Origin of the sequence: Rickettsiales endosymbiont of Stachyamoeba lipophora, from assembly GCF_003932735.1 — a bacterium.
GTDB lineage: Bacteria > Pseudomonadota > Alphaproteobacteria > Rickettsiales > 33-17 > RICK01.
In genome coordinates this window covers 1223720-1241044 of the sequence record NZ_CP033611.1, presented here as the reverse complement: position 1 = coordinate 1241044, position 17325 = coordinate 1223720, and the positions used below count along the sequence as shown (strand labels likewise).

Sequence of the window (17325 nt, the reverse complement as noted above, 5' to 3'; positions counted from 1 at the left end):
AATCATTTAAACTGGCGCTATCTCTCATGCTTGGTCAGCTCTCTTCCTTTAACCTAAGCCATGCAATAAAAAGCATCCAAGGTTAATCAAAACCAAGGATGCTTAAATATAATAACCAGCTAAGCTTTAAGGCCCATCCATTCCTCTTGGACTGTAGTTTATATGGGCACCAGCTTGGTTAGCTCTCGGTTGTCCTTGCTTGTTTTTAAGTTGGTTAATCGCTTCTAAAGGAGCGGTATAAGTTGGATTTTTTGTACCAGGCACAGTTTCCTGTTTTTTGCTTGAACCTTGAATCCCAGGTAATAAATTTGAGGAAGTAAAAAGCTCTTTTAACCCAGCTAAGGCAGGTTGCTTCACTATAACATTATATATGATTTTAGGAATCACCCATAAAGGAAGAGTTATTATTAAAAAAATCTTTGTTACTAAGCCCATTGATTCCTGAGCAGACTTTTGCTCAGTTTGTACATTATTAATGCTAAACTGAGATGGTTTGTTATGGTTACTAGCAGCCCGGTAGCCATCTTTAGCTGGTATGCCAGCTGATGGTTGTTGTGGTGCTTGAATAGGTGTTGTTTGAGTAGAGGATTGCAGAGTACTGCGTTGCGGTAAATTAGCTTTTTCAAATGCTTTTTTGTATAAAGCTTGGTTTGTAGGATCTAAAACCCAAGCTTTCGTCTCTTGTGGTACATTTTTATTTGCGGCATGTTCTACAGTATCTGCAACATTTGCTATCAGCCCAGGAAATTTATTATAACAGGCTTGCAAGAGACCGACCTGATTTGTCCTCAAAAGCAAGGTCGCAATAGTTTCTCCGCTATAGAATTGGATGCTCGTTTTATCCTGAAGGTCATATGTAGAAGTTCTAAAGATTAGATCAGGAATTCTAGGTATATTATCAAATAACATGTTGAAGATTTCTAAAGAATTTTTTTCTCCTATGAAATGAGGAACCAAGCTTACAAGATAATTATTATTAATAACAAGTTACTTTTATAACCAGAAGAAAATAGGGTTTATATCTCAGCAAGCACACTAAATCTAAAGACTCTCTCTATAAAAATTATTCGGATCATGTAACTATTGATCTTATTCTATAAGTTTTTAGCTTATTTATCCTTTATAAGTAAAAAATTCTGCAACTTAATCTAACTAAATTATTGCCCATAATATCAATAAAGTTTCTAATATCTTATTCACTCACAAATAAATTAAAACCAATTAAAACGAAGAGTAACCCGCTATGGTATCAATCAACTTTACATTAGATAATCAAACTACTACCGTTTCATTTTCAGATGAAGAAATAACAGCATTAAAAGAATATTTTATCCCCAATAACTGGGAAATAAAAGAGGTGGCTGAAACAACAGGAGGTGGCCCGATTATTCAATTTGCCGTTTTTAGATACAAAGAATACGGAGAATTCACTAGTAGAAAACTATGGAGTAATAGCTTTGACCAGTATCATTCACTAGCAGAGAAAAAACTTATACTTGGTAGCTTTAATAACACTGAAAACTGTATAGATATAGCCGATGGCGTGCCCTCTACTCACTTAGCACCTCATACTGTTTTCTATATACCTGTTAATATTTTTAATCTTTATTTAAACCCTATTTTGGAACAAAATTTACCCTTTATAGATGCTTATAAACAATTCTTAACTCAAGATATTCTATTAGCTAATCTTAAAATGTATCTTAGAACTCAAAGAGATCATATAGAACCAAAATTATTACAGCCCACTGAGCAAAAAGCCCCCGATTATCTGCAAAAATTATTACAGCTCACTGAGCAAAAAGCCCCCAAGTATCTGCAAAAATTTTTGAGCTCCATAGAACATGAAATGCGGTTATATATTAAGAAGCATCTTTACACCGCTCATGATGCTTATACAAAAGCAGAACTCACCTTGTATTGGATATATGTACATAAAAGCCCTCAGTTAAAGATAGCGACTAATAATATTATCAAAACTATAACTTCTGCAATCAACCCGGAGCCTTTACCATCATCACCACTCCACGAGCTGTTCATCTCAAAAGATAAACCAGCCTTCAATGAGTTAATAAATAATCATATAGAGAAACTATTACTACAACAAATTATACAAATAATAACAGAACCTAAAAGTCCTAGAATTAACCTTAGCAGTTCTACTGACCAAATAAGCTTATAACAATTAAAACTATTACTTGGGTACAATCTTAAATTTAAAGTAGTGTGATTGGCCAATAAAAAAAGAGCCTTCAATTAAGGCTCTTTTTTTATTTACAATATTAAAATCTTATGCAGATTTCTTTTTATTATTGGCGTTAATACCAAATTGACCCATATTGTCATTCATGCATTCTGCTGCATTTTTGGTCATAACTTCAAACATTTCCATACAAGCTTTATTCATGGTTTGAGCCATTTCTTTAGTTGATGAAACTGCATTATCAAACATGTTCTGACATGATTTTGCTTGTTTTTGCACTAAATTTTCACCATTAATATTGGTACAATCTTTAGCCATATCAAAAGCTTGGCTCATGTTATTTTGCATGATTTCAGATTGAGTTCTCATGATCGCTTGCATGCATGAAGCAATAGTTTGATTAGTTTGATAGCATGAATCCATCACTTTTTTCATGTTCATCATATTATTATTTGTATCCATGTTTGGCATTTTGCACATATTCATGAAATTATTCATCATTGGCATTACATTCATCATATTATTAAACATGTCCATATAAGGATTAGCTGACATTTTGACCCCACGTCTATTACAAGTTAAATTACTTATTGATACTTAAAAGTTAACATTTTTTACCAGCAGTTGCAATAGTAAAAAATTTAAATTTAAAGATATATTTATTTCTTTATATTTCAACTAGATTTTTTCTTTTTTGCAATTATAGATTGTAATTCTTCTTTAGTTGCCTGTTCAACATCAATCTTTTTATCAAGCTTAATTTTGACATCTCCTTGCACTAGGAATTTTACTCCAAAAGCACCCTGAATAATCTGTATATCCTCAAATTCTTTAAGAATTTTTTGCTTTTTTGGCGCATTATGGCTTTTTTCAAGATGATCAGCAACCAGTGAAATAGCACGGTTTTTATCCATTAATATAAAATTATCTTCTCGAGAAATCGAAATAAATTTACTATCATGCGCAAGGTAAGGTCCAAATCTACCTATTCCAATCATGATTGGTTTATTGGTATCAGGGAATATTGCTATTTCCTTAGGCAATTCACTAAGCATAAGAGCTTGGTCATACGATAGGTTACTTGGCGTGATGTTTTTAGGTAAAGCCACCCTTTTTATTTCTTTTTTATCATTTTTTTCTTCATTGCCCTTTTGAACATAATATCCATACGGCCCCTTTCTTAAAGACAGTTCAAACCCATCCTTACTCATGCCTAATACTTTAGGTAACTTAATCTCGCCTTCAATACTGTCTTCATTTGCAGAAATTTCTTCACCATTTTCTTTTTCAATTTTAGCAGTATGCTTACATTCCGGATAATTACTACAAGCTACAAAAGCTCCGAATTTACCAAGCTTAAGTCCTAAAGTACCATCATCACATTCAGGACATTTAGTAGGATTAGGATTAGCTTCACTAGGTTTAAATATATGATCACCTATCAGCTCTTCTATACCCTTAAGCACCTCTTCCATCTTTTTCTTGCCAATTTCGGATACTTGGTTTTCAAAATCCACCCAAAATTGGTTTAATAAATTTTTCCAGTCTTGCTTACCTGCTGAAACTTCATCCAAACCATTTTCAAGTTCTGCTGTAAAATTATATTCAACATATTTTTCAAAAAACTTAGTTAAGAATGCATTTACTAACATTCCGCGCTCTTCAGGAATAAACTTTTTTTTCTCAAAAATTACATAATTTCTTTCTTGCAGAACAGAGATAATTGAAGCGTAAGTTGAAGGTCTTCCTATTCCTAACTCTTCTAGCTTTTTAACTAAACTTGCTTCACTATATCTAGGAGCAGGTTCGGTAAAATGCTGAGCAGGAATTACTTCATGGAGCTTAAGTAGATCATTAGCATTCAAATTAGGTAATTTAATTTCATCCTGCGTATCATCCTCTTCTTCCTTTCCTTCTTGATATACCCTATAAAAACCATCAAATTTAACAGTTGAACCAGAAGATCTTAATTGATATTTACGCGACTGATCTTCAATATTTACCGTTAATACATTTAGCACCATAGGATTCATTTGACTTGCAACCATACGCTGCCAAATAAGCTTATATAATTTATATTGCAGCTCATCCAACGACTTGGCAATACTATCAGGAGAATAACTAACATTAGTAGGTCTTATAGCCTCGTGCGCCTCTTGAGCATTTTTAGCTTTAGTTTGGTAAACCTTAGCACTCTTTGGCAAATATTCTGCACCAAAATTACTACCAATATGCCTCCTAGTCTGCTCTACAGCTTCTTCTGACACTTGTACCCCATCGGTACGCATATAAGTAATAAGCCCTATATTTTCCCCATTAACATTCACCCCTTCATATAATCTTTGGGCAAGTTGCATGGTAAGCTTAGCAGAAAATCCTAATTTTCTTGAAGCTTCCTGTTGAAGAGTAGAAGTAGTAAAAGGAGCTTGCGGATTACGAAAAGCTTCTTTTCTTTCCACTGAACTTACCACAAAATTAGAAGCCTTTAATTCTTCTACTATAGCTTCTACATCCTCAAACTTTCTAAAGCTAAATTTTTCCAATTTTTTATTATTAATAGCAACTAGATTAGCTTTAAAATTCTTATTTTGCGCTTCAAATGCGCATTTGATATCCCAGTATTCTTCTGATACAAATCTTTCAATCTCTTGCTCACGTTCACAAATAAGCCTCAACGCAACTGATTGAACTCTTCCCGCAGATTTGCTTCCTGGCAGTTTGCGCCATAATAATGGAGAAAGGGTAAAACCTACCAAATAATCTAGAGCTCGTCTTGCCTGCTGGGCATTTACCAAGTTCATATCTATATCACGCGGATTTTCTATAGCCTTTTTTACCGCATTTTTAGTAATCTCGTTAAAAACTACTCTTTTAATAATTTGGTTGGTAATAATTTTCTTTTGTTTTAAAATTTCGATAATATGCCATGAAATAGCTTCACCTTCACGGTCAGGGTCAGTTGCCAGATAAATTTCATCCACCTTTTTAGCGCAATCAGCAATTTTTTTTATATGGTTAGAAGAAGTTGGATTTGCTTCATAAATCATTTTAAAGTTATCCTGTGGAATAACCGAACCTGATTTTGAAGGTAAATCCCTTATATGACCATATGAGGCTAAAACTTCAAACTCATTACCTAAATATTTATTAATAGTTTTAGCTTTAGCAGGAGATTCAACAATCAGTAATTTGGACATAATTAATCAATTTTATATTTTTTTATAATGCAGTTATTGGCAATTCTTTCAATTTCACCGGCTATCTCTAGTTCAATTAATGCAATATTTAATAATTGCCAATCAAAATTATGCATTAATATTAATGATTCAATATTTACGGGTGTATAGTTTAACAAATTTAACAATTGTTGTTTAACTTTTAATGTTTCTTGTTCATCAGGCAAAACTGTGAGTCCCGGCATACTATTAACAAAGACAGCACTATCTTCATTGGCCACACACCTGTGCAAACTTTGTGATAAAATTTCTAATATTTCTTCAGCAGATTCAACCAAATAAGCACCTTCTTTGATAAGTTTGTTGGTACCCTTTGCTCTTAGATCAAAAGGCGAACCGGGTATAGCAAAACACTCTCTATTTTGTTCGGCGGCAAAGCGAGCAGTAATTAGCGAACCAGATTGTAAGCTTGCTTCAACCACTAACACACCAAGTGACAAACCAGAAATAATACGGTTCCTTTTAGGAAAATGCTTGGCTATTGGCTGCATCCCAAAAGGCATTTCAGCTATAACAAGTCCATTTTTTGCAATTTTATTATATATATCTTTATTCTCTTGAGGATATATTACATCAATTCCCCCTGCAATTACCGCAATAGTTCCACTTTCCATTGATCCTAAATGCGCAAACCTATCCACTCCTCTGGCTAAACCCGAAACAATAACCGTTTCCTCACCAAGCTTCTTTGCCCATTTTTGTGCAATTAATGCCGCATTATGAGAACAATTTCTTGAACCAACTATTGCAATTGAATCTTGATTAAACAATTCAGGATTTCCCTTAATGGTTAAAACAGGCGGGCAATCATCAATTTGCCTAAGAATTCTAGGAAAATTTGCATCTTGATAGGTTACAAAGCTAGCACCATATTGCAGAGTTTTATCTATTTCAACTAAAACATCTTGCCGAGAAGCAATTTTAATTTCACCTTTATTACGTCTTATCAGTTCTGGCAGTAATTCAACTAATTCTGCTAGATTACTATTAATTTTTAATAAATTATAAAAAGTTCTAGCCCCTATATTACTGGTACGATAGATACGCAATAAATTAATTAGCTCTTCTGAATTTAATTGGTTTAAATTACTACTAGTCTTGTATATTTCTACTTGCATTTTAATTTCATTCTACAATAATTCCATACTTAAATAACATATCATTGAGCTTACCCTCTTCTTTTAATTTTTTGAATCCATCTTCAAATATTTTAAGAAGAACTTCAGCATTATTAATTTTATTAGAAAATGCTATATAGATCCCTTCAGGCTTAAGCTTGCTTACTGCTTCTATTCTGCCCACTTGGTTCATTAAAAACAAATTATATTTTAATACATTATGATCTGCAATTAACACATCATTATTGCCACCAAGCACTGCATTAATATTATCTGTAAGAGCAACAACACCCTTAGTACGTTGAAACCCATCAGGGTTCTTAGCAATAATATCATCTATAAATTCACCATAACTATAACCTTCTATTAACAAAATTTTATTCTTGATACGCTTTAATGAATCAACTCCATTAAAATGCCAGGCATTATCTTTTAAAGCATAAAAATTTGCAGTAGAAGTCACAATAGGATCTTTAGGAAATAATAGATCTGGCGCATCACTTTTATAAGTTGCCGGCAAAGCTGTATAATCTCCTTCCCGGGTCAGTTTTATAGCTTTTGTCCATTCATTCAATGAATATTTAATATTATACCCGCGTGGCTCAAAGATGTCTTTTAAAATTTCTATTACAATACCAGGAGCATTAGAAGCAGGATCACAATTATAAGGGCACCAAAGATCAGCAGTAACACTAATAACTTTTGATGAACTTACTGCATCAGTTGCATAAACAATATTACTCCAAGCTACTATAAACAATATAAAAATCAGCTTCATCTTCCCTCCTCACATACATCTTGTTAAGTATCTCCCTTACTAGTGCACGCGTCAACTTTTTATTGATGGCTTTAAAAGCTCGGTAATAACTTGATATTGATTATCTAATACTGTTTGGCAATTATTAATCATCTGCCGCTCAGTGCTATTTTGCTTAACGCTTATAATGGTATTAACTTCTCGGGCTAAAAATTCGGTAAGCTGGCCCATTGCTCGTTTTCCATCCCAAACTGAACAAGGAATCCGCACTTTAGCATGGCCATCAATCTGTTCAATCATGTGCATAGCTGCATGCGAGGGACCAAGAACAGAAGAAGTTCCTGTTAACTTAATAATATCATTACCCCTAAGTATTGTCTGGTTACTTATTTCTTGGATCTGTTCATAACTCGCGAATTCAGTTAATGGTTTAGCATTAATAGTAACACCACTCATTAAAGGCACCATATTAGGACCATGTTCACCGATTGCAATTCCTTCTACTACCGGATTTTCAAGCTCAGGAAATTTATTATGGATAAATTCTTTAACAGCATTGATTAACCTCATAGTATCCACATAACTTACACCTACAATTTTTTTAGCAATCTCCTTTTCTTTCTTACCAGATTTTTTTGCAACCATTCTAATTAAATAACTAGTTAAAAAATCCACCGGATTTGCTACCATCAACACTAATATCATTGGATGATCTGCTATAAAATTTATATAAGATTGCATAATAACAGCATTTTTACCTGCAAGCTCTTCTCTAGTTTCATCATTAGAAGTGCGCTTAACCCCAGTGGTAATAACTATAAAATTTACGCCACTTAATTCACTTAAATCACTTACTAAGCTTACTTTGCCGCATCCGGGTAACTGAAGTGCATCATTAATATCCATTAACCTGCCCATTTTAGAGAGCCAATAAGGACTAGGCTTATCTTCTACCTTATGGTAACGATTATAAATAATTACATCATAACCTTTTAATGCAAGAATTTCTGCCAGATTAAAGCCAATATCCCCCGCACCAATTATACCAACCTTACAATATGTTTTCATATTTACTCTTTAATCATCATTCCTTTCTATTCTTGACAAATTATTCGCTTGAAGCAATCAAAATTTAATTTTTTCTCGTTGTCTTTTAGATTTAGTAAATCTACAATCGAATTAAAAACAAACAGGTAACCAATATGCAATACATACTAGCGGCTAATACGAATGGCTTAAATTATCAGCAAGCAGATGAACTTTTTAGTAAAATTTTAAAGTTAGATATTAACAAAAACATCATTGAGCAACAGAGCAAAACAACTACCGACAATGCCAGCATAACTTCAACTAACAATCAAAACATTAACTTTAATTTTACTTTATATTTAGATGAAGATAACAAATTATTTAATGAAAATTCAGCTGAGTTAATCCAAAAATTTCTACTAGATAAACTAGATGATGGTAGCTTCACTTGCCTTTCAGGAAATTTAAATATTTTTCATAATAATTGTACAGATATTGCAGAAAAATTACAAATCATAGATAATGAAGATGTTATTATGTGATAATTTCTAATGCCAATTTTAACCCGCGTTCTATATTTATCTAGATAAAAGAGCTAAAAATACAGAAGAGAAGATTAGATCATTAGATTTAACGATTTTGAGCTTTGGTTAATTAAAGTAAAATAGACCGACTGACTATACCTATCCCAGGTATAGTTCCTGCAAATCTTTTTTGCTCTAATATATGGCAATTCTCATTCTGTTGCTATTATAGATCATATGATTAGTATACCATGGCCTTCTCATTTCCATTACCAAACAACAAGAGGAATTCAATTCCTCTTGTTTACTCTTCCTGTGTTTCTTGCCATAATTTAATAGGGTTAATCTGCTTCTTCTCTTCCCCACTAATATCATGCATGATTTTACCATGTTGCATCACAATAGTCCGTCCACCATATTCGGTGGCATGCTTCATATTATGAGTAATCATAAGCGCTGTGACGTTATGTTTTTTTATAAGCTTATCGGTTAGCTCCATAACTACTTTGGCAATCTTAGGATCCAAAGCCGCCGTATGCTCATCAAGCAGCAACACTTGAGTTGGCGCAGACATAGACATTATCAAGGCTAACAATTGCCTTTGGCCTCCTGAAAGCATTCCAATTGGCTGGTCAAACCGATCTTCTAGACCAACATTCAATTCAGCCACTTGCTCTCTGAAATTTTGAAGGCTAGTATTATATAAACTTAAAGATTTCGCTCTTACTCTACTTGCAAACAATATATAATTTTCAGCAATAGTCAGCTCTGCAAAGGTACCTTGCAAGGGATCTTGAAAAACCCTAGAAACCATTCTAGCTCTTCGTGCCACCCCTAGTTTAGTCACATCCATATTATCAAAAAAGATAGCCCCTTGTTGAGGAATAACATTGCCGGCAATCACATTCATTAAAGTTGATTTACCAGCTCCATTACCACCAATTATTACTACAAATTCACCATTGTTAATAGTAAGGTTAAATTTATCTAAAGCATTAAATTCATTAACACTTCCTTGATTAAAGGTCACAATTATATTTTTTAAAGTAATCATAATCTTACTCCAACCAAGTTGGTTTTTTTAAGCAATTTAGGTACCGCAATAAACCCTATAACAATCAGCGCAGTAATGAGGTTTAAATCACTACTCTCAAGCCCTAGAAAATCTGCATTCAACGCCATAGTCACGGCCAAACGATAGGTTATACTGCCAAGTACACAGCTCCACAATAAGATAATAAAATTTTTGGGTGTAAGCTTTTCTCCAATGATTACTGACGCAAGACCAATAATTGCCGTACCAGCACCCATAGAAATATCTGCAAATCCTTGGGTTAAAGCAAAAATTCCCCCTGCTAATGAAGCAAGCCCATTGGCAAGCGATAGAGCAATAGTTTGATAGCATACCAAATTAATACCCTGGGAAAGTGAACATTTTGAATTGATCCCTACCGCCCTTAAAGCCAGCCCAAACTCAGTTTTAAAGAGATAGGTCATACCTGCAAAAATAGTAATTATTATAGCAGCTAAAATCATCAGATTATACTTACCATTAAATATATTTTGATCATTAAAAAGAGCAATATTAGGTTGACCCATAATACGCAAATTTATTGAATAAAGTGCCGTCATCATCAAAATTCCAGCCAGTAAATCCATAATTTTAAGCTTTTGACTTAGCATAGAGGTAATAAATCCGCATACCGCTCCACCAACAGCACTTAAAATTAAAGATAAAAATAACGAATGCCCTTTAGTAATCATAACTGCAGTAATAGCAGCACCTAAAGGAAAGCTACCATCTACCGTAAGGTCTGCAAAGTTAATCACTTTAAATGTTAAAAATATCCCAAGTGCAACAATAGCATAAACTAAGCCAATTTCTGTGGCTCCTAAAATTTGCATTAAATTCATTATTTTTCTCCCATGATTTTAACTTGGGTCAGAATACTTTGAGGGATAATAATTCCAAATTTTTTGGCAACGATGGGATTAACAATAATTTCAAGCTTATCTGGAGTTTCAACACGCAGGTTTGATGCTTTTTCACCTTGTAAAATTTTAGCAGCTTTTTCACCAGCTTTATACCCTACTTCATATTGACTAAACCCAATAGAAGCCACAGCACCAAACTTTGCCAAGCTAGAATCCATAACTATTACAGGTACGTTTAATTGATGCTGGGAAATCACTTTAAATAATACATTGATTCCTGCCACCACAGTGTTATCGGTAGTCACCAGCATCAAATCAATCTCTTTACCAATGCTTTCTGCTGCTTGTGCTATCTGCTGAGTATTATTAATTGCTTTAGCAACAATCTCAAATTGTTGCTTATTATCCTTCAGCTTTCCTAATATACTCACTGAATTTGCTTCTCCTGCATTATAAATCAAACCGATTTTAGCAGCTTTAGGCATCATTTTACGTACCAAGCTTAAAACTTCATCGATAGACGGATAATCAATTGCTCCTGTAATATTCTCCACTTGATCTAGCTTTGCTAACTTATGATCAGTTACTGAAGTAAATATAATAGGAATATTTTCATCTTTACGAGCACTCACTAAACTTTGTACTGAGGGTGTGGAGATAGCAACCACCAAATCAGGATTGCTAGCCATTATCTTTTGAGCAATTTGAGCAGCTAAATTTATTTGCCCAGCAGCTGTAAATTTATGTAATTTAATATTTTGCTGATCAATAAATCCATAGCTTTTAAGCGCATCAGTAAAACCATCATAAGCTAAGTTTAGCCCAGGGTGATCAACAATTTGTGAGATATAAATATTAGGTGAAGGGGCTGCTAAAGAAAGGAAAGAACAAAGAGAAACAATAAAGAAAGAGAATAGACTGAAAATTTTAGGCTTAAGAAACTTTTTTACTACACAAACTAAATTTACAAACATTTTGAGATTCCTCTGATACTATATTATTATAATTATTTGATATGTTATTTAAATTATTTTTTCCTAATGACCAATAATAATTATAATACATTTTAAATCCTTTTTTAATTAATTAAATTTAACCAGATTAGTATATTCACAATTATAGCAAAAAAGTGGGGGCGTTCTGTTGCCCGGCGCCCCCTATCCGCGAACCTATGCAGCGTTTGCAACTTCCGCTTGGAAGTTATCGTTTGCTGCTACAAGTCCAATACCATTGTTATCGTTGGCATTTGTAAAATGATCCATTATACAGCGGTATCATGCTGAGTGAAAATTACACCTTTACCACAAACGTCGAAGCTGTGTCACCCCCATATATTGTTTTGGTGGAGGTGCCGGGTTCTGCCCCCGGGTCCGTATTGCTTATTTTGAGCAACGTTTATCACCATAGTTAAGCAAAACTTAACATTTACTAATATATCACAGACTAATAAAAAGTGAAGACTTAAAAAATAAATTTTACTTGAAATAAAACACTTTTTACGTAATCCTTATATAACCGAAATAAATTTTTAAATTGCAAATGATCAAACTTGGCACCCTGATTTCAGTATGGTTATTTTATAAACCTATTGGTACTGATCAAGTGGGTAATAAATATTATCTTTCTAAAATTAAAGATAGTGAAAATAAATATCGCCGCACTGTAATATATAACGGCTTAGTTGAGCCAACTAAAATTCCTCCCATGTGGCATGCCTGGCTACATTATTTAACTGATGAGATCCCTAGCAAAGTACAACAATATAGTTGGCAGCAAGATCCTATGCCTAATTTAACAGGTACTGATATGGCATATCGTCCACCGGGGCATATTGCAAATGGTGGCCAAAGGCCTAAAGTAACTGGCGACTATGAAGCTTGGGATCCAAATGCTTAAACTAACTTTTATACTAACACTTTGTTTATTAACTTTATTGGAACTGGCTCTATGAATAGATCTTACTTAGAAATTGCTACTGGCTTTTTAATTACTGTCTTTGCAGGATATTTTTTATTCTCTTCATATAATAAAGCAGATTATAGAGATAGCTCAAAAGGTTATAATATAACTGCTAAATTTGATAATATTAATGGCATTAATATTGGTAGTGAGATTAGAATTTCGGGAATCAAAATTGGTGAGGTAGTCTCACGCCAAATCGATCCTAACACTTATCAAGCAGTGCTTATGATGAATATTGACAAAGACATTAAAATTCCTGCCGATAGCAGCGCTGAAATTAACAGTGAAGGCTTTTTAGGTGGTAAATTTGTTGCCATTAAAGCTGGAGGGGATGACACCTTTTTAAAAGATAAGGAGCAAATTTTTTATACTCAATCTTCAATAAGTTTAGAAAATTTAATCGGTAAAATGATTTTCTCCAAAGAAGATAAAAGAGAAGATACCGATCAAAAAGATAATACCTATAAACATAACAAATAAGATACATATCAAGTGAATACTTATTTTAAATCTATAAGCCTTTTATTTTATAAATATTTTGCAATCTTGAATTTGACTTTAGCCTTTATTCAACCTGTCTTTGCTAATAATGAGCTAGACAGCTTGCTTAATAGCTACATAGATAATGAAGAGGAAGATGTAGAACCATACGATAATCCACAAGAGCCACCAAGCCATCAAACTCAAGGTAATAATGCTAACGAGGCTAACTCTTTAGATGAAATGCTAAATGGAGAGCGAGCCAAAGGTTACCAAACCACCTCTAAGGCAACAGTAATTTATTTAGATAAACTCTATACAAAAAAGACAATCTTAACACTTAATATCGGGGAAGAAAAACCATATAAAAACATCCAAGTTTCAGTAGAAAAATGCTTAACTAAAATCAATACCCCTTATAAAAGCAACTTGGCTTTAATTAAAATAATTGAGGATAACAAAATTGTCTTTCATGGTTGGATCTCAAAAGAATTTCGCGCTCTAAATTATATAGCCAACAACCCTTATTATGATATTTTGCTAGATTCGTGTCTAGATAATTAAAATCAGCCCAGAGTAAAATGTTTTATAATTAATTTTATAAAAACTACCTTTAATACTTTTATACATATCATCAATTTTAGTGTTACCTTTTTAGAGGTAATATAAACTCTAAAATAGCCAAAGCTTTAGCAATGCTAATAAAAAAGTTCGAAAATTTTATACACTTTGAACTTACGGGAAAATAATTTAGATATTGAAATCAAGCTATTGTAGCACCTCACAAAAGATAGGTTATTTGGTGCAAATTCAAATAATACAGCACCTAACAGGCCAACCTGCAGTAGCAGATTAATTAAGTTTTCACAGACTTTATTATTAATGTATTTTTATTTATTGATACCTCCTATGATTTTTTATATAAAATACAACCAATTAGTATTGATTTTCTTACAGCTTGTTTTATGGTAACAACTTTAGAAATAATAGTTACAACCAGAGAATGACAAATTTAATTGATCAAATTAATTATCCACAAGATTTAAGAACATTAAAAGTAGAACAACTACCTCAAATATGTGAAGAATTACGCCAACAAACCATAGAGATAATTTCACAAACCGGTGGACATCTTGGTGCAGGCCTTGGAGTAATAGAACTTACTATTGCGCTACATTATGTATTCGATACTCCCAATGATAAACTGGTATGGGACATTGGCCACCAAACCTATCCACATAAAATTATAACCGGCCGTAAAGAGCAAATGCACACCTTAAGGCAAGGTAACGGATTATCAGGCTTTACCAAAATCAAAGAAAGTGAATATGATCATTTTGGCGCAGGTCATAGCTCAACTTCTATTTCAGCAGCTTTTGGAATGGCAGTAGGAAGAGATTTGAAACAAAAAACTAACCACGTAGTGGCAATTATAGGTGATGGCTCTTTAAGTGCTGGTATGGCATATGAAGCTTTAAATCACGCAGGCGCAACTAATCATAAATTTTTGGTGGTTCTCAATAATAACGATATGTCAATAGCTCGCCCTGTTGGCGCTTTAAGTAAATATCTTTCTAAAATTACCGCCTCTAAGCCGTACCGGAGCTTTAGGCAAGTTGCAAAGCAGGCTTTGGAACATTTACCCGGCCCCCTTGATAAAATTGCTAAGCGCACTGAACAATATTTAAAGAATGTCAATAAAACCAATGATATTTTTGATGATTTAGGATTTTATTCCATTGGACCTGTAGATGGTCATGATGTAGTTGGGTTAGTAGAAATTCTTACACAGATCCGTGATGATGATTCGATATCTTCACCCTTTATGCTACATATAGTTACAGAAAAAGGTAAAGGATTTTACCCATCAAAAGATTGTCCTGAAAAATTTCATGCAGTTAGCAGCTTCGATCCGGAAACCTTAGAGCAACAAAAGAAATCCTCATCGCACCTTAGTTACACTAAAATTTTTGCTGATACTTTGTGCGTTTTAGCCTATGAAGATCCTAAAATCATAGCAATTACTGCAGCTATGCCCAGCGGCACAGGGTTAAACCAATTTGCCAAAGAATTTCCTGAACGCTTTTTTGATGTAGGCATTGCAGAGCAACATGCTGTTACTTTTGCAGCAGGTCTTAGTTGCGAAAATTACAAACCTTTTGTAGCTATTTATTCAACCTTTCTACAGCGCGCTTACGATCAGGTGGTACATGATATAGCTGTACAAAACTTGCCTGTACGGTTTGCAATAGACCGGGCAGGATTAGTTGGAGCAGATGGACCAACTCATGCCGGCAGTTTCGATCTAACTTATCTTAGCACTCTTCCCAATTTAGTAATCATGGCACCCAGCGATGGAGAAGAATTAGCTCACATGGTTAAAACTGCAGCTTGCTATGATAAAAGCCCTATTGCGTTTAGATACCCCCGGGGCGAATCAACTATCACCTCCTTACCAACTTCACTACAAATTTTAGAAATTGGCAAAGGTCGCGTGGTTAAACAAGCTCAAAACACTTCATTAAAAATTGCCTTTATAGCAATCGGAACCATACTTGGTAGCAGTCTAAAAGCTGCAGAAATCTTAGAAGCAGAACCTTCCTTAAGCGTTACTGTATTTGATGCTAGGTTTGCTAAACCTATTGATAGTGAAAATATTATTAATATTGCCGCATCTCATCATATTTTGATTACGCTGGAAGAAAATTCTATTGGCGGATTTGCTGCTCAAGTTACCCAAGTACTAACCACTAATGGCTTACTAGATCAAGGCAAGCTTATTTATCGCAATCTATTTCTACCGGATAATTTTATTGATCAAGATACTCAAAATGAAATGCTTAAAAAGGCTGAGCTAGATACCACATCAATCGTTCAGTTTACCCAAAAACTAATAAACAATAGTAAATAGCTTATATTATAAAGCGTGTAATAAATTGTAATACTATAGGTTTTGTATATTAGTAGCAAAATTGGTTATAATAAAAATATTAAAATATATCTAAAATCAATTGTAATACAAATATTAAATTATGAATCAAAATACAATTTGCCATTCAATAAGCTGCATTGGTAAAGGCGTACACAGCGGATTAGATGTTAAAATGATCCTCCATCCTGCACCTGAAAATCATGGCATTAAATTTAAACGTAATGATCTTAACGAGAATAATATCATTGAAGCTAAATTTGAAAATGTTTCTCATACTGTGTTAAATACTACTATTTCTAATACTCAAGGAATAAAAGTAAGCACTGTAGAACATGTTATGGCAGCATTATGGGGCTGTGGAATTGACAATTGTCTAATTGAAATTGACAATGAAGAAGTGCCGATTATGGATGGTAGCTCAGAACATTTTGTATTTATGATTGAATCAGCTGGCACTCAAGAACAAGAAGCAAAGCGTAAATTCATTAAAATTAATAAAACTATCAAAGTTGGTGATGATAAAGCTTATATTGAAATTGAACCAGCAGATGATTTATCTATTAATCTTCAAATTAACTTTACCAATCAAATTATTGGCAAACAAGATTATGCTATTCACAATCAAGTTAATTCTTTTAAGCATGATTTAAGTCGTGCACGCACTTTCTGTTTTGAATATGAAGTAGAAGCTCTGCGCAAAAAAGGTTTAGCTAAGGGTGGCTCACTCGACAATGCTATTATTGTATCTCAAGATAAAATTTTGAATGAAAATGGTTTAAGATTTGATGATGAGTTTGTTAGGCACAAAGTTTTAGATTGCATTGGAGATTTATACCTTGCCGGGCATATTAAAGCTAAGGTTAAAGGTTATTGTTCAGGACATAAACTTAATAATGAATTGTTACGTGAAGTTTTTAAAGATCAAGAAGCTTGGCATGAAATTTTATCCTAATAATCACTAGCTTTAATACATTATTATTTACTTCTCAAAAAGGCTTTTATTATTAAAAGCCTTTTTAATTGCCTTATTGGACAACTTGATCAGTTTCTATAATTATGTATAGTTAACACAACATTAGAGAGCATAATATTATTTATATTCTTTTTATCATCGTGTTTTCAAATTTAGATTTAAGTTGGCTGTATATA

16 protein-coding genes and 1 other RNA gene are annotated in these 17325 nt (G+C 33.4%); 7 read left to right on the top strand and 10 right to left on the bottom strand.

Annotated features, from left to right (window positions below; translation table 11 throughout):
* Positions 1–126: 126 nt before the first annotated feature.
* Positions 127–909 carry a hypothetical protein gene (locus EF513_RS05705; protein ID WP_125216444.1) on the bottom strand — a complete coding sequence of 261 codons (783 nt, stop codon included), beginning with the start codon at positions 907–909 and terminating at the stop codon, positions 127–129.
* A gap of 334 nt (positions 910–1243) precedes the next feature.
* On the opposite strand from EF513_RS05705, the gene EF513_RS05700 reads away from it, so the two are divergent.
* Positions 1244–2182 (top strand): hypothetical protein, encoded by a 939-nt coding sequence (locus EF513_RS05700; protein ID WP_125216443.1) that lies wholly within the window; start codon positions 1244–1246, stop codon positions 2180–2182.
* A gap of 108 nt (positions 2183–2290) precedes the next feature.
* On the opposite strand, the gene EF513_RS05695 is transcribed toward EF513_RS05700, so the two are convergent.
* From EF513_RS05695 to EF513_RS05675, 5 genes are all read right to left on the bottom strand, one after another.
* Positions 2291–2758: a phasin family protein gene (locus EF513_RS05695; RefSeq protein WP_125216442.1), complete on the bottom strand. Its 468-nt coding sequence runs from the start codon at positions 2756–2758 to the stop codon at positions 2291–2293.
* A 119-nt stretch (positions 2759–2877) separates the two neighbouring features.
* A complete protein-coding gene (gene topA / locus EF513_RS05690; protein WP_125216441.1) occupies positions 2878–5400 on the bottom strand; it encodes a type I DNA topoisomerase in 2523 nt (840 codons plus the stop codon).
* Positions 5401–5402: 2 nt separating this feature from the next.
* Positions 5403–6557 (bottom strand): DNA-processing protein DprA, encoded by a 1155-nt coding sequence (gene dprA, locus EF513_RS05685; RefSeq protein ID WP_125216440.1) that lies wholly within the window; start codon positions 6555–6557, stop codon positions 5403–5405.
* A gap of 7 nt (positions 6558–6564) precedes the next feature.
* Positions 6565–7335 (bottom strand): substrate-binding periplasmic protein, encoded by a 771-nt coding sequence (locus EF513_RS05680; RefSeq protein WP_125216439.1) that lies wholly within the window; start codon positions 7333–7335, stop codon positions 6565–6567.
* Positions 7336–7386: 51 nt separating this feature from the next.
* On the bottom strand, positions 7387–8382 hold the full coding sequence (locus tag EF513_RS05675) for a lactate/malate family dehydrogenase (RefSeq protein ID WP_125216438.1): 996 nt from the start codon (positions 8380–8382) through the stop codon (positions 7387–7389).
* Positions 8383–8516: 134 nt separating this feature from the next.
* On the opposite strand from EF513_RS05675, the gene EF513_RS05670 reads away from it, so the two are divergent.
* On the top strand, positions 8517–8885 hold the full coding sequence (locus EF513_RS05670) for a hypothetical protein (RefSeq protein ID WP_125216437.1): 369 nt from the start codon (positions 8517–8519) through the stop codon (positions 8883–8885).
* A gap of 286 nt (positions 8886–9171) precedes the next feature.
* On the opposite strand, the gene EF513_RS05665 is transcribed toward EF513_RS05670, so the two are convergent.
* The 4 genes from EF513_RS05665 to ssrA form a co-directional block, all read right to left on the bottom strand.
* Positions 9172–9921 carry an ABC transporter ATP-binding protein gene (locus EF513_RS05665; RefSeq protein ID WP_125216436.1) on the bottom strand — a complete coding sequence of 250 codons (750 nt, stop codon included), beginning with the start codon at positions 9919–9921 and terminating at the stop codon, positions 9172–9174.
* Positions 9918–10781, bottom strand: a complete 864-nt coding sequence (locus EF513_RS05660) for an ABC transporter permease (RefSeq protein WP_125216435.1) — start codon at positions 10779–10781, stop codon at positions 9918–9920. Before EF513_RS05660 ends, EF513_RS05665 begins: the two co-directional genes overlap by 4 nt.
* Complete coding sequence (locus EF513_RS05655) at positions 10781–11776, bottom strand: ABC transporter substrate-binding protein (RefSeq protein WP_125216434.1); 996 nt, start codon at positions 11774–11776, stop codon at positions 10781–10783. Before EF513_RS05655 ends, EF513_RS05660 begins: the two co-directional genes overlap by 1 nt.
* Before the next feature lie 154 nt (positions 11777–11930).
* Positions 11931–12264: a transfer-messenger RNA gene (ssrA, locus tag EF513_RS05650) on the bottom strand.
* Between the two features lie 77 nt (positions 12265–12341).
* Between ssrA and EF513_RS05645 the strand changes: the two genes are divergently transcribed.
* The 5 genes from EF513_RS05645 to lpxC all read left to right on the top strand — a co-directional run bounded on the left by EF513_RS05645 (position 12342) and on the right by lpxC (position 17128).
* On the top strand, positions 12342–12698 hold the full coding sequence (locus tag EF513_RS05645; protein ID WP_125216433.1) for an NADH-ubiquinone oxidoreductase subunit NDUFA12 family protein: 357 nt from the start codon (positions 12342–12344) through the stop codon (positions 12696–12698).
* Positions 12699–12749: 51 nt separating this feature from the next.
* Complete coding sequence (gene mlaD, locus EF513_RS05640) at positions 12750–13244, top strand: outer membrane lipid asymmetry maintenance protein MlaD (protein WP_125216432.1); 495 nt, start codon at positions 12750–12752, stop codon at positions 13242–13244.
* A gap of 66 nt (positions 13245–13310) precedes the next feature.
* On the top strand, positions 13311–13808 hold the full coding sequence (locus EF513_RS05635) for a DUF2155 domain-containing protein (protein ID WP_125216431.1): 498 nt from the start codon (positions 13311–13313) through the stop codon (positions 13806–13808).
* 439 nt (positions 13809–14247) lie between these two features.
* Positions 14248–16155, top strand: coding sequence for a 1-deoxy-D-xylulose-5-phosphate synthase (gene dxs, locus EF513_RS05630; RefSeq protein WP_125216430.1), 1908 nt, complete (start codon positions 14248–14250; stop codon positions 16153–16155).
* Between the two features lie 121 nt (positions 16156–16276).
* The gene (gene lpxC, locus EF513_RS05625) at positions 16277–17128 is read left to right on the top strand and encodes a UDP-3-O-acyl-N-acetylglucosamine deacetylase (RefSeq protein WP_125216429.1); all 852 of its coding nucleotides are present in this window, start codon (positions 16277–16279) and stop codon (positions 17126–17128) included.
* Positions 17129–17325: the final 197 nt, after the last annotated feature.